General features: G+C 41.1%; 18 protein-coding genes and 1 tRNA gene. 8 read left to right on the top strand and 11 right to left on the bottom strand.

The window, feature by feature from the left end:
• Positions 1-77 precede the first annotated feature (77 nt).
• The 10 genes from IQ274_RS08640 to IQ274_RS08595 all read right to left on the bottom strand — a co-directional run bounded on the left by IQ274_RS08640 (position 78) and on the right by IQ274_RS08595 (position 12,679).
• Complete coding sequence (locus tag IQ274_RS08640; RefSeq protein WP_194141995.1) at positions 78-623, bottom strand: hypothetical protein; 546 nt, start codon at positions 621-623, stop codon at positions 78-80.
• A gap of 63 nt (positions 624-686) precedes the next feature.
• Positions 687-1,517: a hypothetical protein gene (locus IQ274_RS08635; RefSeq protein WP_194141994.1), complete on the bottom strand. Its 831-nt coding sequence runs from the start codon at positions 1,515-1,517 to the stop codon at positions 687-689.
• A gap of 132 nt (positions 1,518-1,649) precedes the next feature.
• On the bottom strand, positions 1,650-3,536 hold the full coding sequence (ftsH2, locus tag IQ274_RS08630) for an ATP-dependent zinc metalloprotease FtsH2 (protein WP_163937849.1): 1,887 nt from the start codon (positions 3,534-3,536) through the stop codon (positions 1,650-1,652).
• Positions 3,537-3,880: 344 nt separating this feature from the next.
• Positions 3,881-4,375: a hypothetical protein gene (locus tag IQ274_RS08625; RefSeq protein WP_163932584.1), complete on the bottom strand. Its 495-nt coding sequence runs from the start codon at positions 4,373-4,375 to the stop codon at positions 3,881-3,883.
• A gap of 223 nt (positions 4,376-4,598) precedes the next feature.
• A complete protein-coding gene (gltX, locus tag IQ274_RS08620; RefSeq protein ID WP_194141993.1) occupies positions 4,599-6,044 on the bottom strand; it encodes a glutamate--tRNA ligase in 1,446 nt (481 codons plus the stop codon).
• 133 nt (positions 6,045-6,177) lie between these two features.
• Positions 6,178-6,251: transfer RNA gene (locus tag IQ274_RS08615), tRNA-Asp, on the bottom strand.
• Positions 6,252-6,362: 111 nt separating this feature from the next.
• Complete coding sequence (locus IQ274_RS08610; RefSeq protein WP_163932580.1) at positions 6,363-7,889, bottom strand: protein kinase domain-containing protein; 1,527 nt, start codon at positions 7,887-7,889, stop codon at positions 6,363-6,365.
• A gap of 95 nt (positions 7,890-7,984) precedes the next feature.
• Entirely contained in the window at positions 7,985-9,607 is a 1,623-nt protein-coding gene (locus IQ274_RS08605; RefSeq protein ID WP_228058106.1) for a serine/threonine protein kinase, read from the bottom strand.
• A 294-nt stretch (positions 9,608-9,901) separates the two neighbouring features.
• Complete coding sequence (locus IQ274_RS08600; protein WP_194141992.1) at positions 9,902-11,086, bottom strand: esterase-like activity of phytase family protein; 1,185 nt, start codon at positions 11,084-11,086, stop codon at positions 9,902-9,904.
• Between the two features lie 132 nt (positions 11,087-11,218).
• Positions 11,219-12,679, bottom strand: coding sequence for a TM0106 family RecB-like putative nuclease (locus IQ274_RS08595; RefSeq protein ID WP_163932575.1), 1,461 nt, complete (start codon positions 12,677-12,679; stop codon positions 11,219-11,221).
• A 275-nt stretch (positions 12,680-12,954) separates the two neighbouring features.
• Between IQ274_RS08595 and IQ274_RS08590 the strand changes: the two genes are divergently transcribed.
• From IQ274_RS08590 to IQ274_RS08555, 8 genes are all read left to right on the top strand, one after another.
• A complete protein-coding gene (locus IQ274_RS08590; protein ID WP_163932572.1) occupies positions 12,955-13,413 on the top strand; it encodes an HIT family protein in 459 nt (152 codons plus the stop codon).
• A gap of 96 nt (positions 13,414-13,509) precedes the next feature.
• Positions 13,510-14,703: an aminotransferase class V-fold PLP-dependent enzyme gene (locus tag IQ274_RS08585; protein ID WP_163932568.1), complete on the top strand. Its 1,194-nt coding sequence runs from the start codon at positions 13,510-13,512 to the stop codon at positions 14,701-14,703.
• 195 nt (positions 14,704-14,898) lie between these two features.
• Complete coding sequence (locus IQ274_RS08580; protein WP_163932565.1) at positions 14,899-15,981, top strand: glycosyl transferase; 1,083 nt, start codon at positions 14,899-14,901, stop codon at positions 15,979-15,981.
• 216 nt (positions 15,982-16,197) lie between these two features.
• A complete protein-coding gene (locus tag IQ274_RS08575) occupies positions 16,198-16,611 on the top strand; it encodes a secondary thiamine-phosphate synthase enzyme YjbQ (protein WP_163932562.1) in 414 nt (137 codons plus the stop codon).
• A 425-nt stretch (positions 16,612-17,036) separates the two neighbouring features.
• Positions 17,037-17,786: a hypothetical protein gene (locus IQ274_RS08570; protein ID WP_163932559.1), complete on the top strand. Its 750-nt coding sequence runs from the start codon at positions 17,037-17,039 to the stop codon at positions 17,784-17,786.
• Positions 17,787-17,818: 32 nt separating this feature from the next.
• A complete protein-coding gene (locus IQ274_RS08565) occupies positions 17,819-18,628 on the top strand; it encodes a Nif3-like dinuclear metal center hexameric protein (RefSeq protein ID WP_194141991.1) in 810 nt (269 codons plus the stop codon).
• A 251-nt stretch (positions 18,629-18,879) separates the two neighbouring features.
• A complete protein-coding gene (locus tag IQ274_RS08560) occupies positions 18,880-19,098 on the top strand; it encodes a hypothetical protein (RefSeq protein ID WP_114084135.1) in 219 nt (72 codons plus the stop codon).
• Positions 19,099-19,701: 603 nt separating this feature from the next.
• Positions 19,702-20,013: a DUF6679 family protein gene (locus tag IQ274_RS08555; protein WP_012408115.1), complete on the top strand. Its 312-nt coding sequence runs from the start codon at positions 19,702-19,704 to the stop codon at positions 20,011-20,013.
• Between the two features lie 170 nt (positions 20,014-20,183).
• On the opposite strand, the gene IQ274_RS08550 is transcribed toward IQ274_RS08555, so the two are convergent.
• Positions 20,184-21,854, bottom strand: coding sequence for an MBL fold metallo-hydrolase (locus tag IQ274_RS08550; protein ID WP_194141990.1), 1,671 nt, complete (start codon positions 21,852-21,854; stop codon positions 20,184-20,186).
• Between the last annotated feature and the right edge of the window lie 100 nt (positions 21,855-21,954).

The raw sequence follows: 21,954 nt of genomic DNA, 5'->3' as shown, positions 1-21,954 counted from the left end.
GCACTTATATAAAAATGAGGCTTAATCTGTGCGATCATCACTTTTGGCACTAGGAGCAATAGCAGAAAGTTCTTAAATCAAGAACAGCCCTCAACAAATTCAACTTCTGGTAGTTTACCTGAGCGAAACTGAGTAACAAGCTTACCATCAGTCTCGAAAATAACGCGATAGTTCCGATCAGCACGGTCTTTCGGGACAAATGTCAAGTAGTGTCCGCCTTGGACGTATTTATGAGGTGTGATTTTAATTTGTCCTGGGTAAAGAGACTTGATTTGTGCTTCGGTATCGCCAATTTTTGCACCTTTGAGGGTAGTAATCTGGGTATTCTGCCGCACATCTACTCTAGAAATGCGACCTCCTGTCACCATGAACGAAAGATTGTTGGGTTCATTTTGTGGCTTAACATAGTAGCAATTGTTATTGGGTGGATCGCCCACTAACTTAGTACCAGCAGCCTTTGTTGCTTGGGAAACAGTCATCCCAACTCGTACTGCACCGATTCCATTGATAAACAGTTTTGCCTGATTTGTCAGTTTCGCCTGTGCTACAACTGTGCCGACAGTTAGAGAAGAAACTGCCAACGTTAAGGAAGCAAGAGTTAAGAATTTAACTTTATTATTCATAAATTGTGGGAATAAAAGTAGTAGATTTTTGCATACTGTATCTATGCTACCAATTTCAGATTTTCAAGTTTTTGACTGGCGAAATTGTGATATTACTTCAATCAAACCAACAATATTACGATTGAACTCAGGTAAATCTTCCACAAGTATCCAATATTCCTGATGTATAGAACCGCCCACAGCTCTCTTTCCTTCTGCCTTCTGCCTCGATCTACTTAATATCAAAGGGTTAAGCGATCGCAGGATTGTTAGCCAATGTATCTGAAATAACTCTGTTCCCTTGATTGGTGATATTTTCCCCGTCTTGGCTAAGTTACTAACATAGCCACTCATCTGTATCTGTAGTGCTTGTGCAAAAGACTCTGGTGATAAACCACAAGCTGTTTTGCTGGTAGTTAATTGTTTGAGACGATCTTGATGAGTCTGCCATTGTACTGATACTTTGCCAGTATAAACATCCTGAACAATAGTGTTAGGAAACTCACCTATAAGTCCATGCTGTTTGCCGTTGACAGTCAGCAATAAAGTTTTATCCTTAAAAAAGGTATAAAACTCTATATCGAATAAATTGACAGGTTCGGCTAAACGACGAATAACTACTGTGACATAGCTTTTGAGTGCTTTGTTATATAAAAGAAGTTCCCAATTTGTTTGCTGATAGACTTTGCTGATTGGTTGATATTGCAAATAGCTGCATGGAAGAAAGCCGAATTGCTCTAGTTCTTTAATAGGAGTTTGAAATAAATCTTTTAAATAGATAGGAACTGTATCAGCCTTTGTAATCTGGTACTTGGGATATTGAATCTGAGATTTGCTAAGTAGTAAAAAGAGAATGAGATAGCGAATAACAGTCAGTAGAACGTAAATTGCGAGCGGGTAGATTAGGTATTGCATAGCAATATATAGTTTTTAACTATGCTTAGTATTCCCTGACACTACATAAAATAGCTTAGTACTACAAATACCTAAAATAAAAATGGGTATAGCCTTTTGACCATACCCATTTCAGTGATTTTAGAAAACTTGTTACAGTTGCGGTACGTACTGCTGCTTCTCAGGGACTTCAGCGTACTCAGCCACAATTTGGCGGAATTCTTCGCCGTCAATGGTTTCTTTTTCGATGAGCAAATCGACTAAGCGATCGGTGACAGTGCGATGATCGCGGACAATTTTCTTGGCATTGTCATAGCATTCTTCCACGATCGCTCGGACTTGTCCATCAATGCGGGAAGCGATGGATTCGGAATACTCAGATCGAGTTGTCCAGTCACGACCCAAGAACACTTCACCCTGCTGGCTTTCCAAGGATAGTGGCCCTAAGTCGGACATCCCGAACCGAGTCACCATTTGCCGTGCCATTCCCGATAACTGTTGCAAGTCTCCACCAGCGCCAGTGGTAACTTCGGCAGCCCCAAAAATTACCTCTTCAGCAGCGCGACCGCCCAAAGCACCAGTAATCCGAGCTTTCAACTGAGAACGAGAAATTAACCCTTGTTCTTCGTTGGGAGTAAACCAAGTTAAACCCTGTGCTTGTCCCCGTGGGATTAAGGTAACTTTCTGCACTGGATCGTGGTCTTTTAACAAAGTTCCAACTAAGGCGTGTCCAATTTCATGGTATGCAATCAAGCGCTTGCTCTTGCTATCTACCAAAGGAGTACCTTCCATCCCCGCAACTACCCGATCCACCGCGTCATCAATTTCGCGGAGGGTGATCGCTTCTTTGCGTCTTCTAGCAGTCAAAATTGCCGCTTCGTTGAGTAAGTTAGCTAAATCAGCACCAGTGAATCCAGGAGTGCGGCGAGCGATCGCATCTAAAGATACGCTAGGGTCTAGTTTCTTGTTGCGTGAATGGACTTGCAAGATTTCCAAACGCCCTTTGATATCGGGTGCATCAACTGTTACTTGGCGATCAAAGCGACCAGGACGTAACAAAGCTGAGTCTAGTACGTCGGGACGGTTGGTAGCAGCAATAATAATGATGCCTGTGTTACCTTCAAACCCGTCCATTTCAGTGAGCAACTGGTTGAGGGTTTGCTCTCTCTCGTCGTTACCGCCACCGATACCAGCGCCCCGTTGCCGTCCTACTGCGTCAATTTCATCGATGAAGATAATACAAGGGGCGTTGTCTTTGGCTTTCTTGAACAAATCGCGGACGCGGGATGCACCCACACCAACGAACATTTCTACAAATTCCGAACCGGAAATGCTGAAGAAAGGTACGCCTGCTTCGCCTGCGATCGCTTTTGCTAATAAAGTTTTACCAGTTCCAGGAGGCCCAACTAATAGCACTCCCTTGGGAATCCGTGCGCCTACAGCCGTAAATCTTTCTGGCTGTTTCAAGAAGGTGACGACTTCTTGTAGTTCTTCCTTAGCTTCTTCAATACCCGCTACGTCATCAAATTTAACCCCGGTTTTCGCCTCCATTTGGAAACGCGCCTTAGATTTGCCGAAGTTCATCGCTTGACCTGGCCCGCCGGGAAGGTTGCTAGAACGCCGGAACAAAAAGAACAACCCAGTAATCAATAAAACTGGAAACACGAGATTGCCCAACAATCCCCAGATTGCGCCATCATTCCGCATAGGGTGAGCATCAAAACTAATATCTTTTTCTTTGAGCTTGCTAATTAACTCAGGAGCGTTAACAGGCAAATCTACCCGCCACCTTTGGACGCGATTTTCGATGTCTGGATCGCGGGCTTCGATAATAGCTGTCCTACCGCCTTCGTAGAGATCAACACTGCTGACGCGATCGCCGTCCAAGTATTCTAGAAAGCGACCATAAGTCATGCGGGTATTGGCTGCATTCTTACTCATATCAGTAGGAGCGCCTGCAAAGGCCCCTTGCCAGAAGAAAAAGCCAATTACCAAAGCCGGCAATGTCCAGAGTACTACGACTTTCCAAGAGAATTTCATCTTAATTTGCCTCTAGATGCCTATACAATTCATCAGCTCTAGTAACCAAGTGTTCATCACTCTGTCACTTTAAGCTGTTAAACGGATGTTTATAAATCCATTTTGTTTAATTTGATCTCTTATATGCACTGTCATAAGGCAATTAGAGCATTATGGCGATGCCAACAAGAATCTTAATCAAAGTTAACTTAATTTTAATACAAAATCGCACGAGAAAAGGGAGCGCAACGGGATGCAAAGCCACGGAGAATTTCTCCACAACGCTTCTCATGTCGTTTCAACCCCTGACTGAAGGGGCAGGGGGCAGGGGGCATGGGAAAAACCAATTCCCAATTCCCAATTTTCTACTTAACTTCTGTAATTTTGAGAGTGTAAGGAAGATACTTACCTTTTTCGTAGGAACCAACCCAAACTTGGTAACTTCCAGCCAGCCATTCACCAACAATGCCGGCATTTTTGCCATCAAAATCGTCATTACACCAAGTACCACCTGGTCCCTTGATAATTATGGTGGTGTCTTCAGGACTTTGGACTTGCAACTTTAGGTAGTCGAATTTACTTGTTAACGCTAATGTGTGGTCTGGTGTTTCATCAACAAATCCGGTACAAGGGCCAGTGGCTGTTTCACTTCTGCCACCTACTTTACTCCCAGATATTGAACCACCACTCATCCCGCGAACTGTCAGGGGGTCTGGCGAAAACTGGGGACTAATAGTTACATCTCCAAATATCGTTGGTGCTTCCTGAGCATCAGTCACAGCGTTAACTGTCGATGTGATGAAGAGCGTAACTATCATCAACGATAATCTCATCCCTCTATTGAGCGCTTTTGTCGGCATTGTAATTACGTTCGCTTCTAAGTGGTTTTGAAGACATGAATTTTACATACCAAGTTCCCAATGTGGGGAGAATTGACTACCTATTTTAGATTTGAAATTGGGGATAATTCATTAGTAATTAGTCAATGATTTGTTGTTCTTATAGTTGCTCTACCTTATGGATAGGGGCACACGTTTGTGCGCCCCTAAAATCTAAAATATTTCTAAAATCTGGAAGTAATCGCTACTTAGCTTCTGTTATAGCCCGACTCAAACGCGACTTGTCTAAACCAATCTGATTTAGCAGTAACCAAGATTGAATGAGGTCGGGGCCATGAACATCTCCAGTTAAGGCTGCTCGGAGCGATCGCATTACTAAGCCTTTTTTGACTTTTTGCTCTTTCACCACTTGTTTGATAATGTCCTGAGCGGCGGCTTCCGAGAGTTGCGGCTGATTTTCTAAAGCTGTGACAATCGCCTCAAGGACAGCAGTAGAACCTTCTTGCTTTAGTTGTGTACTGCCTTCTTCGCTAAATTCAACTGTATCGCTAAAAAACAGTTGCCCTTGAGGTACTGCATCTACTAAACGAGTTAAACTTTGGCTAATTAAAGTTACAAGCTGTTCTAACCAGGCGCGATCTCTTCCACCATCAAATTTATAGCCAGCCGCTTCCCAAAAGGGTATGAGTAAATCTGTGAGTTTATCTACTGGTGTATTGTGGATATACTGACTGTTCAACCAATCTAGCTTGTCCCAGTCAAACTTTGCACCTGCTTTATTTACACGCTCAAAACCAAACTCTTTAGCTGCTGTTTCTAAGGTAAATATTTCTTGCGTCGAGTCTGGTGGCGACCAACCCAGCAATGTCATGTAATTCACCAAGCCTTCAGCAGTAAAGCCCATTTTCTGAAACTCAGAAATGGAAGTAACACCATCTCGCTTAGAAAGCTTGCGCCCTTCCATGTTCAAAATTAATGGCGTGTGGGAGAACTCTGGAATTTTTGCACCCATTGCTTCATACAACAGAATTTGCTTGGCGGTGTTGGCGATGTGGTCTTCTCCGCGAATGACATGAGTAATTTGCATATCGATGTCATCCACTACAACGACAAAATTGTATAGTGGTTGACCGCTACCCTCTTCTGAGGCGCGGGCGATGACCATATCACCACCTAAATCGCTACCTCGCCAAGACATTTTTCCCCTTACTAGGTCATTCCAGACAATTTCCCGCCCATCTTCGATTTTGAAGCGAATCACAGAAGAACGACCTTCTGCTTCATAAGCGGCACGTTGTTCTGGTGTGAGGTTGCGGTGACGGTTGTCATAGCGAGGGGCTTCGCCTCTAGCTTTTTGAGCTTCTCTTAGCGCTTCTAATTCTTCGCTGGTGGTGTAGCAGCGATAGGCTAATCCTTGATCTAGCAGTTTTTGTACTGCTTCTTTATAAAGATCGAGGCGTTGAGATTGGAAAAATGGCCCTTCATCCCAGTTCAGTCCTAGCCAGCGCAATCCTTCAAGAATATTGTCGGTGTATTCGGGACGCGATCGCTCTAGGTCTGTATCTTCTATTCGCAGGATAAATTTCCCGCCGTGGTGACGGGCAAATAACCAGTTAAATACAGCCGTTCTAGCTGTACCAATATGTAAATTTCCGGTTGGACTCGGCGCAATACGGACTCTGACAGTCACAGTTAATTCTCTCTTTCGCAAAGCATGATAAATGTAGCTTATATTCAAACCCCCAATTCTGGGTCAATCCTTTTGGGGAATTCCAAATCAAAAATCACCGAAGTTCGGTGATTCACTACTTATAAATTTAGAACGGGACTGACGGGGCTCGAACCCGCAACTTCCGCCGTGACAGGGCGGTGCTCTAACCAATTGAACTACAGTCCCTTGTTTGGTCAACTTTGCTATTATCACTATTTTTTTTCTGCTTGTCAAGCATTTTGGAATGGAAAATTAGAAATTATTTTTGTCCCGTCTCTCCAAGGCGCGAATTTACCGTTAAATAGACCTTGATAATACAACCTGGGGCTTGGATTCCAGATGGTGCAATATCCGGGATTGCATTTGTTTATATTGCTGTTTTAATAGCTGTTTGCTGACTTGGGGCACAGAAGCTGGTGGTAGGCTATGAGTTTGTTGCACCCAGGTTCTCAACATTTGTCGCTGAGTTGGCTCGATGCGGCTGCTGAGGACATTGGCGCAGGAATGTGGTGCTTCCAGAGTAAAGAAAATCAAAGGATAGTGTTCATTTTCAGCCAGAAAACCTACCATCTTAAGATTTTGGGGATTTTGCATATCTAAGTAGCATGGTAGCCACTTAGGAGCCAATTGCCGATTGTAGAGTACAGTTACCCACAACAGCATTGGGTGAGGGGATGTCATGAAGATAAACTGGTTGTAACGGGTAGAAAGACCATAGTTTTTGATTTCTTGTTTAGGCAACATCAACCATAGTGCGGTCATAGATTCTTGTGCAGTATCTATAAGCTGGGGAAAAACAATTTCTTGAGTTGGTTTATTTTGAGGCCACAAAAGTTGCCGGCAGCTTTGTTCTACTGCAATTGGTAATCCAGAATCTAGGGGACGGCTAAGGATGGGATTAGAGGATAAATTTGTTGGTAAATTGGTAGAATTAGATTGTTCTAAGCTATTTAATACTTGCAAAATTTGAGCGATATTTTGTGGGCGATCGCAAGATTTTTTTGCAAGACAAGACATGATTAAATTATTTAGCTTCTGAGGTATTTTCAGAGTTGGTTTAACATCTGCGATCGTTTTTGGTTGTTCAAAGTGATGTGCTTTATACCAAGCACCAAAATAATCAGTTTCTGGTTCCCAAGGTTTTTTGCCTGTGAGCATTTCAAACATCATCACACCCAGGCTATAAATGTCAGAGCGACTGTCTAATTTTTCTCCATCTAGCTGTTCTGGAGAACAGTAGGGTAAAGTGCCATTAAATCCCCTGCTTGTACTAGCTGTTGATGCATAATTTAAAAATCTAGCAATCCCAAAATCGAGGATTTTAACTAACTGACCTAATATCGGATCAGGAATAACTAATATATTGGCAGGCTTAATATCTCTATGAACCAACGGACAAATTTTGCCGTCAATATTAATACCTTGATGGGCACACTGTAAGCCCAAACAAATTTGGCGGGAAAGAGTCAAAAACATCGACAATGGTAGTGGAATTAAGTCCTTTAAACTCTTACCACATAGATATTCCATCACGTAGTATGGTTTTCCTTTCTCATTGACACCATAATCATACGCCCGCACTATGTGTAAGCTCTTTTGACTCAAAGCTGCGCTCATTAAAGCTTCACGAGCAAAGTCTTGTTGCATCTTGCTATCGACAACAGTCTGAGTTAAAAACTTGATAGCAACTGGTATACCTCCTAACAAAATATCATTTGCTAAGAAAACTTCACCCATACCACCGCTACCAATTAATTGCTTCAGTTGATAACGATTGGCAAGTAAGCCCGTACTACTTGGAGATGTAAATGGGCTTTGATTCACTTTATTCACCTCTGCTGCTGAATCTATTTAAAGTTAGTAATACACACATAACAATATAACTAGGTAATGGTGGCAAGTATTTTAATCACGCACTTTTAAGAACGCGATAAAAGTTTAAAAAAAATCTCCAAGAATTTATCCATCCAATTTTTTAACCCTTCTTTTTCAGCTTTCTGATCTGCGGCTAACTTTTGTAAAATGTCTAATTTTAGTTTTTCGTACTCTGTTTTTAGAAGATTTTTAGCTTGATTAGACAAAATTAATTCATTTGACTGTTGACTCATGTCTAACCAATCTACAAGTTGCTGACGCTGATTAACTGTAAGACTTAAGGTTGTTACATGAGAGCAACGGTTTGGCTCTTCTAGGGGAAAGAATAGTAGATGATAGTAGCCTACCTCTGCTAAACTACGTGCTATATTCTGCCCTTTATTATCTTTCAAATCTAGAAAATAAGGTAGCCACTTAGTCATAGAAGGCTGGGCATCGTATAAGACTGTTACCCACAACAACATCGGATATACATTAATTTTACTAATAAATTCAGTGCTGTGTACTTTATTCAAAAATTTTGCAATCTCTTGTTTGGGCAACATTGCCCAAAAAGTTGGTATAGGTCTTTGAGGAGTTTGTAATAAATGGGGAAAACCAATTGGCGCAATTGGTTTGTTCTTAGGCCAATTTTTCTGCAAACATTCTTGTTCTGACAAGAATGTTGCTGGTACTAATTGAACTGGAAGTGAGGCTTTAAGAATGTCACTACTATTGTTAGCAATAACATCATTAATCTGACTATTAACCTTTTCTAAACCTTCTAATATTTGGTTGATATTTTGCGGGCGATCGCTTACTTCTTTTGCTAAACAACTCATCAACAGTTTTTCTAATATCTGCGGTACTTTGACTTGTGGGTTGACTTCTTCAACTGTAGGTGGCATTTGAAAGCGATGCGCTTGATACCAAGTACCAAAGGAGTTACTTTTTGTCTGAAATGGATGTTTTCCTGTTAGCATCTCAAACATTAATACTCCCAAACTGTAAATATCAGAGCGCACATCTAGCAATTTGCGCCCTTCCATGTGTTCTGGAGAACAGTAAGGTAAACTGCCAATAAAAGAATCTGTCAGGGTCATCCCACTTCGTTCTGTTAAAAATTTGGCGATGCCAAAATCGAGTATTTTAACAACTTCTCGTTCTTTACTATCTTCACTAAGGAATATATTTTCGGGTTTTATATCTCTATGAACAATGGGGTAAATCTCTCCTTTGAGGCTAATACCTTGATGGGCACATTGTAAGCCTAAACAAATTTGATTACAAATCTCCAAAAATTTTGATATTGTTAAGGGCTGAATTTTGAGAATTTGTTTGAGATTTTTTCCTTGGAGGTATTCCATTACATAAAATGGAGTTTTATCCTCAGTAAACCCATAATTTAAAATACGAACAATATGTTTACTTTTGCGGCCCAATTGAGCCCCAATAAAAATCTCTCTGGCAAAGCGTTGGGACATGTGCTGGTTCGCCAAACTAAATGATAAGATTTTGATTGCGATTGGCATACCACCTTTAGCAGTATCTTCTGCTAAATAAACTCTCCCCATCCCCCCTTTGCCGATCAAATCTCTGATTAAATAGCGATTATTTAAAAATTGTCCGATATAATTGTCTAATTCTGCTTTTTGCCCTACCATATTCTCAATTTTTTTTTGTGGCATAAAAATCATTTATGAAAAATACTTTTGGCAAATTAGTTTAATCAGTCTAGTTAAGTACTAAATTTAAATCTAAAAATATCAGAATTTGTCGGAAATTAATAATATACTGCCATTACGGTTAATCTGCCTGCAAAATTTCTTAAACATTATGTAACATATTTATTAAGGAATACGGTTGAGAAATTACACGTAAACTACGAATAGGCTAGATAAAGTTACCTAGTAGATTCCGTGAATACACAGGAATAAGCAGAAATAACTAAATAGCAGTAAACGGGGGATGGTTGTGTCCAGCTAACGATTGAGATTCGGCAGTAAACGGCGTAATAATCTGGTCAGTGGTGTTTCAATTTTCATTTTAAAGGCTAGTATCTGGGTACGTTGTAGTGAGTTAAAATTGTTATCACTTACAAGAATTAATGATTGTTGACCATCGGGTAGTTTAGGGCCAAGAGTTAAACCTTCGATGTTGTCTAGCAGTACATCTAGGGTTCTCAAATCTAACAGTAGTTTTTTCTGAACTGGTTTAATATTTTTGAAGTCAATTGCTAAAAGACTATCTATGTGATGAATATCATCGGCTTGTTCTAAAGAAACCTGAAATAGGGAAATAGCAAATCCTAAACCAGTAAAAGACCTTTCTAAACTTAGGAAGTGCCCTTGATTATCGAGAGCAAGTAAATCAGGTAGTCCACTAGCAAATTTGCCAGTCAGATTCAAAAAGGGTGAAACTGGTTCTGTCTGGTAAAGAAACTCCTTTTCTGGCTGGCTGTTGAGTAAGTTGTATTGCAAAATCCGGCAAGGACTACCGATGTTAGGTTTAGCGGCAACACCATCTTGAATCAGAGCATTTTCGCTGGCTGTAAATAGATTCTTTTTATCAGGTGTGATGGTGAGGCTTTCAAAAGCCAAATTGTTGCGGATACCTTGTTTACCAGCTTTATCTGGCAAAAATTTGTTTGGGATGGGAAGTGTTGTAATTTCTTTATCAGAAGATAGTGAGAATTCTTTAATAAAAGGATTAATTAGTTTTGCCGCGTCGCCTTCAGAAGAAATAAATATAGTTGATTTATTAGTTAATGTAATACCTTCTGTATCAGTTTCACTAGGGCGAAATGTTTGATCGTTTTCATTTAATAATGTGGTAACATCTATAGGAATAACTCCGCTTTTTTTTAGAGAACCCTTGCTTAAATCTATTTTTAGGGTGTAGAAGCGGGCAGCAGCTTTTTGTCCACGGTCATCAGAAATAGCATAATAAAAATTGTTTTTTGCATCATAAGTAATTCCAGATAAACCTCCAACCTCAGTTTTCTTAAGGATTAAGCCTTTCGGTAAAGTAGCTTCACCGATAAACTCTATGCTACTAACTTCAACAGCACTTAATGGTAATTTTGTTAATAAAAAACTGATAATTAGAATCGGGATAAATAAGTAAATAATTCGTGGAATTGCGAAGGTTTTCTTAATTAGCTGCATAGAGTTTTTTGTTAGAGTGTAAAATTAACAAATAAGATATCACGCTGAAGAATATAGCGCTACACATCTGTGTGCTGCTAAAAATAATCTGTATTCTAAGAAATTGAAAACCTTTATAAAATACGAAATTACTTAAGCTAGTCGCAAACCATATTCTTCCTGAAAAAAGTTTACAAGCCAGTCTTTTACTCTGTGGGTAGCGCGGCAGTCATCTTCGTTGTAGCTTTGGATAATTTCTAGTAAGGTGCGATCGCCAGTTTCTAGCCACTGATCGTACCAGTAAATACATTTGGCACCACTAGCTTCTTTTTCCCGCCACTCAAATCCTAACCAACGTGCGATCGCTTTGAGGGCATAACTTTCTACAGGTAATGCTACACTTTGGGTTAATTGTTCATACACATCCACAAATCGGTTCAGTACAGGACGCACTGAGGCATAGGGAGTGTTGTAAAGCTTTGCTAGGCGTTTGACTGTATCAAACTCGTAGACACAAAAATGATAAATTGGCGCTTCGGGATATTGCCAAACTAAATCCAAAAATTGCTGCCAAACTAACTCTTCGTCTTCTGGTTTATCTGCTAAAAACGAATAAAACTGTTCTGTATTGGCAAGTCTATCAACGACCAAAACCCCCAAAAGATAATTTAAATCTAAGTCTGGCTGTGCCTCAATATCAAAGTAAAGTTCTATGGGTGCTGTGAATGTAATATTTTCTATTGGTAGCGGATAGGGTAAAACTAGAGGTCGTTTTTCCAATGCAGATTGAGCTTGCACTACTAGCTTGGGTGCTACTTTCGGATCAAAACCAACTAGATTTTCTAAGGTGTTGGGACTGGTATTAGCAAGAGATTCTAGTGTGGTGATGGCTACGTCTTGGAGTTGAGTGTAGCGAAGAGGTGTTACACCTGGTAATAGTGAGAGATGTTTTTCAGATTGAGCGATCGCATAACATTGACTATACCAATGGCAAAAATTGCACTTTTGCCGAGAAATAAACACCTCTGGCGGATTCGGTAACTCTACAACTTCAATAAACTCCTCCAGAATTTGCTGCATTCGTGGCATCCATTTAAACAAATCCACCGTATAGTTGGTGCTTTTGGTTCGCAATATCAGCAAAGCTGTTTCTGGTACAACTCCCTGTACTGTTGCCAAGACTTGGGTATGAAATGCAGCGACAACTTGATATTCTTGCTTAGGGCGCTTACCCAATTCAATACTAGCTGGGACATACATCCAATCTCCAAAACGAGACTGTCCAGGCTGTTTCACAAGTAAATTTGGGCGACTCAGCAGGGTATATTCGTCAGAATAATTTGCTAGCAGTACTCCTTTATAAATGTACTCAACGCCACGCTCCATCAATTCTAAAGTTGCCTGCTCTGCTATTTCCCAGTTTCCATAAGAATAATCTGGTTGGTGGTAAGTCATCTGTGCCAAAGCACTTAGCTGATGAGCGATTTTGTCCTGTTGCAGTTTCCGCAGCAACTCATTGGGTGCATCGCGCTGACTTTTGTCACCGTGGATATCTAGAAAAGTTCGGCGTTTACAACGTTGGTATTGCAGTAGGAGTTCAGCATTAATTAGCATTCTTTTAAGTTAACAAGAATTAGTATTATGTGGAAACAACTTAGACAACTAAAGTTTGCAAGTGGCGATACATTCTCTGCGTTCGCGCAGCGTGTCGTAGACAGACGCTACGCGTAGCTTGCTTCCCCTATGGGTTACGGTGGGGCTACGCCAACGCCTTTACACCTGATTTGCCGTTTATTCTATACAGTCAACAGCTAAGTGTTTGCGTTTCTCTTGGGTGACAGATGAGGGAGAATAACAAAATCACGTTTTATCCATCATTACAAGGGTATATGACAGAACAACATGAGCCATGCCTCATCTGTGAGCGTGTCACACTGTGGAGACGCGGTAAAAATCCTTACTTCATCCATGAATTTGAGCATTCAATCTTTGTGATTGGCGATCATCAATTTCATGGCGGATACTCCCTGATTCTTCTAAAAAAACATATTAGAGAGTTGCATGAACTTGCTCCACCTATCCAGTCTGCCTTATTTCAAGAGGTGATGCTGGCAGGACAAGCGATCGTTAATGCTTTTAGTCCGTGGAAAATGAATTATGCCTGTTATGGCAATAGTGAACCACATATTCATTGGCATCTCTTCCCACGCTATGAGTCTGATCCCGATCGCCAAAGTACCCCGTGGCTTCATGCATCAGAATTCAAACACCATCTAATTACGCCTCAAACAGCGCAGAATTTAGGAAAAAAAGTCAAAGAGCATTTATCGTTACTGATTACAAGATAAGATTTGGCTGCGATCGCTTAAATTAATCTCATCCCTATTTTTACCATTGCTACTAAGTATCAATAGCCTGTAAACAAAAGATATCCCTTAGAAATTATGACTAGTCTTTCTGTCGCCCAAACCAAGCTGCAAAGCCATCGAGAGCAATTTCCCGCTTTAGCCAATAAGACTTATTTCAATTATGGGGGACAAGGGCCAATGCCCCAAAGGGCAATGGATGCTATGACCGAAACTCAGGCTTATGTTCAGCAAATAGGCCCCTTTGGTAATGAGGCGTATCGCTGGATAGCGCCGCAGACTCAAGCCGCTAGAGTTGCGATCGCTTCAGAGTTAAATGCACCAAGTGAAGCAATTACCCTTACCCAGAATGTCACAGTTGGCTGTAATATAGCTATGTGGGGCATTGACTGGCATTCTGGCGACCATATACTGCTTTCAGACTGCGAACATCCAGGCGTGATTGCCACTACACAAGAAATCGCGCGGAGATTCGCGGTAGAAGTTACCACCTGTCCTCTGAAAGCGACTTTAAATGAGGGCGATCCTGTACAAGTTATTGCCCACCACTTACGTCCTAATACTCGTCTTGTAATATTAAGTCATGTTTTCTGGAATACTGGTCAAGTTTTACCCCTTGATAAAATTGCCGAAGTATGCAGAAATAATCATTCTTTCTTGTTGATAGATGCTGCCCAATCTGTTGGTTTATTGCCTTTAAACTTAACAGAATTGGGTGTAGATTTTTATGCTTTCACTGGTCACAAATGGTTATGTGGCCCTGCGGGTGCTGGTGGTTTGTATGTTCGTCCAGAAGCACGAGAAAGCCTGAAGCCTACGTTTATTGGCTTGAATGGCATTGTTGTAGATAGTCAATCTCAGCCTGTGGACTGGCTTCCCGATGGGCGACGGTATGAAGTGTCTACATTAGCTTATCCGTTGTATGTTGGGTTAAAGGAAGCGATCGCAATTCATCAGCAATGGGGAACTTCACAGGAACGTTACGAGCAAATTTGCCAAAACAGCGAGTACCTTTGGCGGCGTTTAGTAGCGTTACCCGATGTTAAATGTTTGCGAACATCCCCACCTGAAAGCGGTATAGTCTCGTTCCAACTTGTAAATAATCAGCCCCAAGCAAATCTCAAGTTAGTACAATTTCTAGACTCACAAAACATATTAACTAGGACAATTGCCGATCCTAGCTGTATACGTGCCACCATCCATTACCTGACTTTAGAATCGGAAATCGACCAATTAGTTGAGGCCATTCAAAGTTTTTGCAAAATTAGTTAAAAATTAGGAGTTATAAGTTATCAGTCTGGTAATTATGATTTTAATTTTTAACTCCTAATACCAATTCTTTGTGAGGCTACAGCAAATTTTCTTTCTTTGTGTCCTTTGCGTCCTTTGCGGTTCGTTGCTCATATAATTTGACGCAGCTTCATACAGAATTCGTATAACTTCTAACTTCTACCTCCTACCTTTTAAATGGAACGCCCAATCTTATACTTAGCCATCACTAACCACGGCTTTGGTCATGCTACCCGTATGGCTTCCGTCGCTGCGACAATTCAAAAATTATGTCCAGAAATTTTGCTAATTCTTGTTACCACTGCCCCGCGCTGGTTGCTAGAGTGCTATATAGAAGGCGATTTCATCTATCGTCCCCGTGCATTTGATTTGGGTGTGGTGCAAACCGATAGTTTGACGATGGATAAAGTAGCGACTTTAGAAAAGTTGCTAGATATTAAGAAGCATCAAAATTCGCTCATTGCCTCAGAAGTTAATTTTATCCGCCAAAATCGCGTTCATCTCATTTTGGCAGATATTCCCTTCCTGACTCCTGGGTTTGCCAAAGGTGCAAATATCCCTTGCTGGATGATGAGTAACTTTGGCTGGGACTTTATCTACCGAGATTGGGGAGGGGAATTTACAGCAGTTGCAGATTGGATTAGTGATTGGTACTCAAAGTGCGATCGCCTATTCCGTCTCCCTTTCCACGAACAGATGCAAGCTTTCAACAATATCACAGATGTCGGTCTAACAGGTGGTTCCCCCCATTACTCTGCTGATGATTTACGTTCTCTTTGGGGAATAACTGCACCTATCGAAAAAACTATTTTATTGACATTTGGCGGCTTGGGTTTGCAGCAAATTCCCTACGATAACCTGCGGCGATTTCCAGATTGGCAATTTATCGTCTTTGATAAATCTGCGCCTGATTTACCTAATTTAGTGAAAATTAATGACCGTAAATACCGCCCAGTAGATTTTATGCCTATTTGTGGGCGAGTCGTTTCTAAACCTGGCTACAGTACTTTTGCTGAAGCTACACTCTTGGGAGTACCTATTGTTACTATCCCTCGTGAGGACTTTGCCGAAGCAGCTTTTCTACTAGAAGGCATAACAAATTATAACCAGCATCAAATCATCACCCCATCTGAGTTTTTTCAAGGGACTTGGGATTTTCTGCATCAGTTACCCCAACTACCAAAGCAATCCCAGCTAATTGCTAAAGATGGTAATGAAGCGATCGCTCATGCTATTCTCAATTATTTACAGATAAAATAAAGTTATTGAAAACAATATTAATGTAATAATACGAACTCAAACCATAGATAAATAAATCTACGTCTCAAGAATACAATTTACAGATGTTAACTGTCTTCAGAAAGATTTATAATAACCATACTCAATCTAGCAATCAACCAACAGCAAAACAACAACCAAATAAAGCAGATTGAACTGCGAATTATCTGTTATTGTCATCAATCATTACTGTTTTAAATGACTCACTACCAAAAGTTACTAAAAATTTCCACTACTGCCAAATCTTTTTACAACATCACCGCTAAAATTGAAGCCGCAGTTGCAGAATCGGGGATTGAAACTGGTCTTTGTACTTTATTTTTGCGCCACACTTCAGCTAGTTTAGTTATTCAAGAGAATGCCGATCCTGATGTTCTTCTGGATTTAGCTAATTTTATGGCAAAACTTGTCCCAGAATCAGGCAAATACATTCACGACGCAGAAGGTCCCGATGATATGCCAGCACACATTCGTACTGCACTCACCCACACTTCTGAAAATATCCCCATTAATCGAGGTCATCTAGTACTGGGAACTTGGCAGGGAATTTATATTTGGGAACATCGTCAGCACAGTCATTTAAGAGAATTGGTTATCCACATTTCTGGATAGCTGATTTTCAAGTTTGGTTTCAGCTTAAGTTTTGTAGAGTTTAAATACTCTGGTTATTATACCTACCCTTTGAATATAATTTCATAAACTCGCGGGAATATACATTAAACAAATTTTTTCGTGATACAGGAATCCGGTTTGATTTCTGAAAAGATACGTAGAAATGCACCCAATTCTCGATAATGGTGGTTAGGAACTCCGTTCTAAGACACCCCCTACATACCTAATTTTTTCAGAAATCAAATAATCATCCTAGAATTTTCATTATAAAATTATTGATGCGGAATTAATCAGACATATTATATTAAATAATTGGTGTCAATTTGTAAACTTAAAAGTTAAGTTTATTTTTCCTTATTTAATAATTTCCTTATTTCGATATACACTAATAGTTAGTGTAAGCTGTCTGGGTGATTTCAATTACTATGAAGCAAGAACTGACACCAACTCATACTTTCCAATATATTGATGAAATCCTTGCCCAACAGTCTATTAATTTATTATCACTTAATCCCCAAAAGAAATTAGTTACTAGCTTTGCGGAGTTGGAAAATTTAATTACTGAGCAAAACACTGACATTGAACTTCTTACAAATCTTCAGAAAACTCTCGAAATCATAGTCTGTAGCCAGTTACAAAACTTCCCAGAAAATATATTTTGGGATTTTGATTTTCTAGTTAGTAGTATGCTTAGGCAGGCTTTAGTAGCAAATGAGGGCGCTATTCCTTTTCTCAAAATTTTTGGTGAAAAGATGGTTTCTCTGGTAGAAATGTTCGGAACTAAAACAGAAATTCGCTTTCGTTATGTTCACGATTTTATGTATGGGTTTGAGTGGGCGAGGTGGGTACAAAAAGAGCCACAAAAACGCGCCTACATAGAGCCTTTTAGTCTGGTTTTTTTGGATTATTTACTCGCCAAAGGTAAGGAACTTGTACAACGGATTAATCATGGTCAAGTCGTATCTTATAAACTATGTGATACAGGCTACCGGAATCCCTTCACTTTTTCTCGTGAACCAGAAGACGAATATCGTCTACTCACTTATCTAGCTGAGGAGCAACTTATCCCAGTAGCAGTGTGGAACTGGAATGCTAGCCCAGTATGGAACAAACCTTTCCAAGAAATGCGCCAGGAATTAGCATTAAAATTAAATATTCGACCACAGAAACACTGATTAGCAATTAAAAATTGCCGAAGAAAATAATTATGAAAATTGCTGATTTAATTACTTGGTTTGAAGCATGGGCAAATCCCGCTTGGTGTGAAAGCTGGGATAATTGCGGCTGGCAGATTGAACCAGGAGTGTTGCAGGAAAAAGTACGGGTTTTGGTTTGTTTGACACCGACTTTGGCAGTAATGCAAGAAGCGATCGCAGAAAATGCTAATCTGATATTCGCCCATCATCCCTTGATTTTTAATCCTCTCAAATCTTTACGCACTGGTGAAGCGATCGCAGAAATGGTACGGTTGGCTTTTACCCACAATATTGGTATTTACAGCGCTCACACCAATTTCGACCAAGTGCAGGATGGTACAGCTGATGTATTAGCTCAAATTTTAGAACTCAAGCAAGTTACTCCCATAGTACCAACACAAGCAGGATTAGGATATGGTCGTGTTGGTTTGCTAGAGCCATTTTTGACATTACAGGAATTACTCACAGCTATTCAAACCCGACTTGCTCCCCCTAATTTGATTTTTTCCCCAACTACTGACTTACAGCAAATAATTTCACGAGTTGCTGTTTTGGGTGGTTCAGGGGCTGGTTATATTTCAGCCGTTGCCAAAACTGGTGCCCAGGCTTATCTGACTTCTGACTGTAAGTTTCATCAGTTTCAAGAAAGCCGCGATGCCTACGGCGGGCTGCACCAACGCAATCTTATTTTAATAGATGCGGGACATTATGCTACAGAACGTCCGGCTTGCGATCGCTTGGTGCAAAAATTTCAGTCCCTAAACTTAGACTGGGTGCAATTAAGCCAAAAGGATGAAGATTTCCGCCAGTTTTTTGCTTGATTGCTTATGTTTCTTTAATATTGTCAAACTATTTAGCTTACCAAGATTAATGCTAAATATCTTGGTATTAAAATCTCACCGTATACCCCGATTAGTCCCATCTAAATCTTATGTTTAATACCATTTCTGTGATACGGATCACTGTTTACGTGTAACTATAATCACATAATATTAATGTTCCATATCAACTAGTTGCAAAAAAAAATGTACCACACTTGATGTAACAAATTGTTTACCCTGTCCTAACCAAGATGATTCGCACAATCGTTGAATCTGCTTTCCAAACTGGATATCTTAGTGTTGAATCTGAGGGTTTACTCCAGCAAGTGCTAGCTACTAAATGCTATCAGTCAGAGGATTTGCCAGACCTTGCAGCCCTATATGACGCAGTTCGTGCAGGTAGAATTAAACGAGAAGCATCCTCATCGAACTTGCTTATAGAATTTCCCCTACCACATAAATCTTCCTGATCCTCCAAAAGAACCAGAGGAACCGGGAAAAGCTTGGTGCAAGTATTTATGCTCACTCAATATTCCATTCTCTTGCCCTTTTCTTACCCATCATCAGGCAAAAAACCTTAAAAATTGAAAACTCTTTGGGTGTTGTTGCTGAAAACCATCAAGGTCAGCAAGAGAATGAGTTAAGATCAGATACAAGTGGGTAAAAGTAAAGCCGAGTCCCCGGACTTCCCAGCAATGCCAATGAGTAAAAGTAGGCAGATTAAACAACCGCAATCAACGATTGTTTTGGAGTATTATTTATTACATAATGGTAAGGATGACTCACCAAGAAATATGAACCTGATTAGGACAGATTCCGAATTGTTTGACTTCTATGAAGCAGACGTTCCTTAGAATAAGCTGAAAGGAGATTGAATTCATTGCCAGAGCAACTCATGATTTATTACCCAATATTTCCCAATATTTTGACAACTACAGGCAAATTTTGGCATTGAGTGATAAAGCGTACTTGTTCTCAACGGTGAAATTAGCCTCCCAAAGGTGTAATGTAATGGGGTAGAACCCAGATTTTGACAGGTTTAACTACGTTGTTTAAAAAGGCAGAAACAGTACATGCTACACCGCAAGATTTATCAACTCTGTTGCGATGGGCGCGAGGTATGTGTTTTCTTGCGGGACCAGCAACGCTGGATTGAACGCGCCCGCATCATCGACATAGAGGGAGATTTAGTGACCCTACGCTATGAAACAGAAGAAGAGGACGAAGTTTGTTCTTGGGAAGAAATGGTTCGCCTCGAGAGCATTGGTGCTGTAACGCAAAAACTGGCTTCAGTGCCACGCGGAAATGTGGAACCTCTGATGACTGAAGACTGTCCCGAAGCCGAACGCATCCACAACCGTTACACTGACTCGAATCCAGAATAATCAGTGTTGAGGAGCCAGTACTAAAAACAGGTTTCTCGTTCGAGGTAACTGGTTTCTGATTCTGCCAGTTTATTCGCTAGGCTCTCCCCTTACCCAAAAGGGAGAGCCTAGGGTCAAGGGAAAAGCCACTGGCTTTGCCTAGTGCCGAGTTCTAAGTCCTAAATCCTAACTCAGGACTCAGCACTAGATAAACCTTCAAAAGCAGGACAGTAACCTTCGAGAGTTACCTTAAAGTTATACAACGGCGAAGCTGGGTTCCAACACCTCTGTCCCCTTTGATGTCGGCAAGTACCACAACAGTCAACATCCGTCCATGTATAGCGATCGCTATTTTGGCTAAGAAGTTCTCGTTGAGACAATCCCCTTAAGACTAGTTCTTCCCCTTGCCAACGAGCTTCGATTAAACCAGTATCGGCAAATTGCCGCCAACGCGGATCGGCAGTAATCATATTGGGTAGGGTAATTGTGATTACTGTTCCCAACTCTGTCAGTTCGCCTTCGTAGTTAGTCTCTGGTGCTGCCGGTTGCAAGAATGTATCGCCAATAGGCAGTTCTACTAAGGTGTTAGCCGCCGGAGAATGTATATGGTAGCGGTTTTGCAACTCTTCCAAGCTAGTCAGGTCTGCTAAGTAAGCAGGAGAACCGTGGACAAAAATGACGTGCTGGGGTCGCAAATTATGAATTAGCTGCGTAGTACCAGGGCCATCACTATGTTGCGCCAAGAGATAGCTTTCAACAGTGGTGGGTGCTAAATATTCTTTATTAACTTTTATATCAATTTTTTCTGGAAGAAGGATCAGCCAAGGGCCGGTGTCTAGTTGGCAGTGTTTGCCTAAATCAGATGTAGAGTCGGTGAGGACGATACAAGGTGACTTGCCCACTGTGGGACGATGTTCTGCTTGTAAACGACGCACGCGGGGACGTACCCGTTCATCCCAAAATAAGGGTTGATGGCGGGCGAAGTTTTGCACAGATGGGGGGAGATGGGGTAAAAGTTCTAGGTAAGCATCGCAGCCAGTAGCGACAGCACCATCCACCCAGATATCTAAATCTCTTCCGGTGAAGTGGTGATGAGAGCGTAACAGCATTAACATCTCTTGACCCAATCCTAAAGCAGGAGTGGGAAGGATTACAGAACAATGGTCAGCGATCGCCCGATTAATTCGCTCTGCTAGTTGATTTTCCTGGTTGCGGCGGTGAGGATGACGGGATGTGCCATAACTGCCTTCAATGATCAGCACATCCAAGTCTAAGCCCCGCAGTTCCTCTAAACGCAAACCTTCTACCAGCCGGGAATTTGATAAGAAAAAATCCCCTGTATAGAGTAATTTGTAAGTACGCTGCTTGGTGGTGTAGGTAAGGAGAATGGCCACTGCCCCTGGTAGATGCCCGGCGGGAAATAATTCTGCGACTAAACCATCTTGAAATTCCACAGGCGATCGCAACGGCAAAGCATGACAAAATTTGGAAATTTCCTCAGCATCTTGGTCTAGCCAATTCAGTGGCAGTAACTTGCTGGTTACTTCGCTACCATAGATAGGTAACTTAGGAAAAGCTTTATGTAGTGCCAGCAAGCCTCTGGAGTGATCTGGATGGGCGTGGCTAATCAAAACTAAATCTGCTGGTAGGGGCGAACTAGATGCACGTTCCGACTTAGTAAGCCCCTTAGCCAGCGATGAAATATCTTCCATACCACAGTCTAACAGGATGCGGTGTGGCCCCATCTTTACCAATAAACACACGCCCTCATCGTGATGCTGGACACTATAGGGCAAACATTCTAATTCAGTACCCACTTCCGCAGCATCTACGCTAGAAGATGCCGACAGATCATCCCTCATACTGTCCTCCCCTCCAACCTCATCATCATGGACATATCCCAAAAGCCAAAAGTTACGTTACACAAGTTTTGGTTTTGTGACTTAGGGGTAAGTTTTCGCG

It is taken from the genome of Nostoc sp. LEGE 12447 (genome assembly GCF_015206985.1).
Lineage (GTDB): Bacteria > Cyanobacteriota > Cyanobacteriia > Cyanobacteriales > Nostocaceae > Nostoc.
Note: the sequence above shows the minus strand (reverse complement) of the source record. Positions and strands in the feature narration are given on the sequence as shown.

What these genes read in the sequence shown, in the direction of transcription:
- IQ274_RS08640 (WP_194141995.1), bottom strand. Translation starts at nt 623, where the DNA reads ATGAATAATAAAGTTAAATTCTTAACTCTTGCTTCCTTAACGTTGGCA.
- IQ274_RS08625 (WP_163932584.1), bottom strand. Translation starts at nt 4,375, where the DNA reads ATGCCGACAAAAGCGCTCAATAGAGGGATGAGATTATCGTTGATGATA.
- IQ274_RS08605 (WP_228058106.1), bottom strand. Translation starts at nt 9,607, where the DNA reads ATGCCACAAAAAAAAATTGAGAATATGGTAGGGCAAAAAGCAGAATTA.
- IQ274_RS08570 (WP_163932559.1), top strand. Translation starts at nt 17,037, where the DNA reads ATGAAGCAAGAACTGACACCAACTCATACTTTCCAATATATTGATGAA.
- ftsH2 (WP_163937849.1), bottom strand. Translation starts at nt 3,536, where the DNA reads ATGAAATTCTCTTGGAAAGTCGTAGTACTCTGGACATTGCCGGCTTTG.
- IQ274_RS08580 (WP_163932565.1), top strand. Translation starts at nt 14,899, where the DNA reads ATGGAACGCCCAATCTTATACTTAGCCATCACTAACCACGGCTTTGGT.
- IQ274_RS08635 (WP_194141994.1), bottom strand. Translation starts at nt 1,517, where the DNA reads ATGCAATACCTAATCTACCCGCTCGCAATTTACGTTCTACTGACTGTT.
- IQ274_RS08560 (WP_114084135.1), top strand. Translation starts at nt 18,880, where the DNA reads ATGATTCGCACAATCGTTGAATCTGCTTTCCAAACTGGATATCTTAGT.
- IQ274_RS08555 (WP_012408115.1), top strand. Translation starts at nt 19,702, where the DNA reads ATGCTACACCGCAAGATTTATCAACTCTGTTGCGATGGGCGCGAGGTA.
- IQ274_RS08565 (WP_194141991.1), top strand. Translation starts at nt 17,819, where the DNA reads ATGAAAATTGCTGATTTAATTACTTGGTTTGAAGCATGGGCAAATCCC.
- IQ274_RS08595 (WP_163932575.1), bottom strand. Translation starts at nt 12,679, where the DNA reads ATGCTAATTAATGCTGAACTCCTACTGCAATACCAACGTTGTAAACGC.
- IQ274_RS08600 (WP_194141992.1), bottom strand. Translation starts at nt 11,086, where the DNA reads ATGCAGCTAATTAAGAAAACCTTCGCAATTCCACGAATTATTTACTTA.
- IQ274_RS08590 (WP_163932572.1), top strand. Translation starts at nt 12,955, where the DNA reads ATGACAGAACAACATGAGCCATGCCTCATCTGTGAGCGTGTCACACTG.
- IQ274_RS08585 (WP_163932568.1), top strand. Translation starts at nt 13,510, where the DNA reads ATGACTAGTCTTTCTGTCGCCCAAACCAAGCTGCAAAGCCATCGAGAG.
- IQ274_RS08550 (WP_194141990.1), bottom strand. Translation starts at nt 21,854, where the DNA reads ATGAGGGATGATCTGTCGGCATCTTCTAGCGTAGATGCTGCGGAAGTG.
- IQ274_RS08575 (WP_163932562.1), top strand. Translation starts at nt 16,198, where the DNA reads ATGACTCACTACCAAAAGTTACTAAAAATTTCCACTACTGCCAAATCT.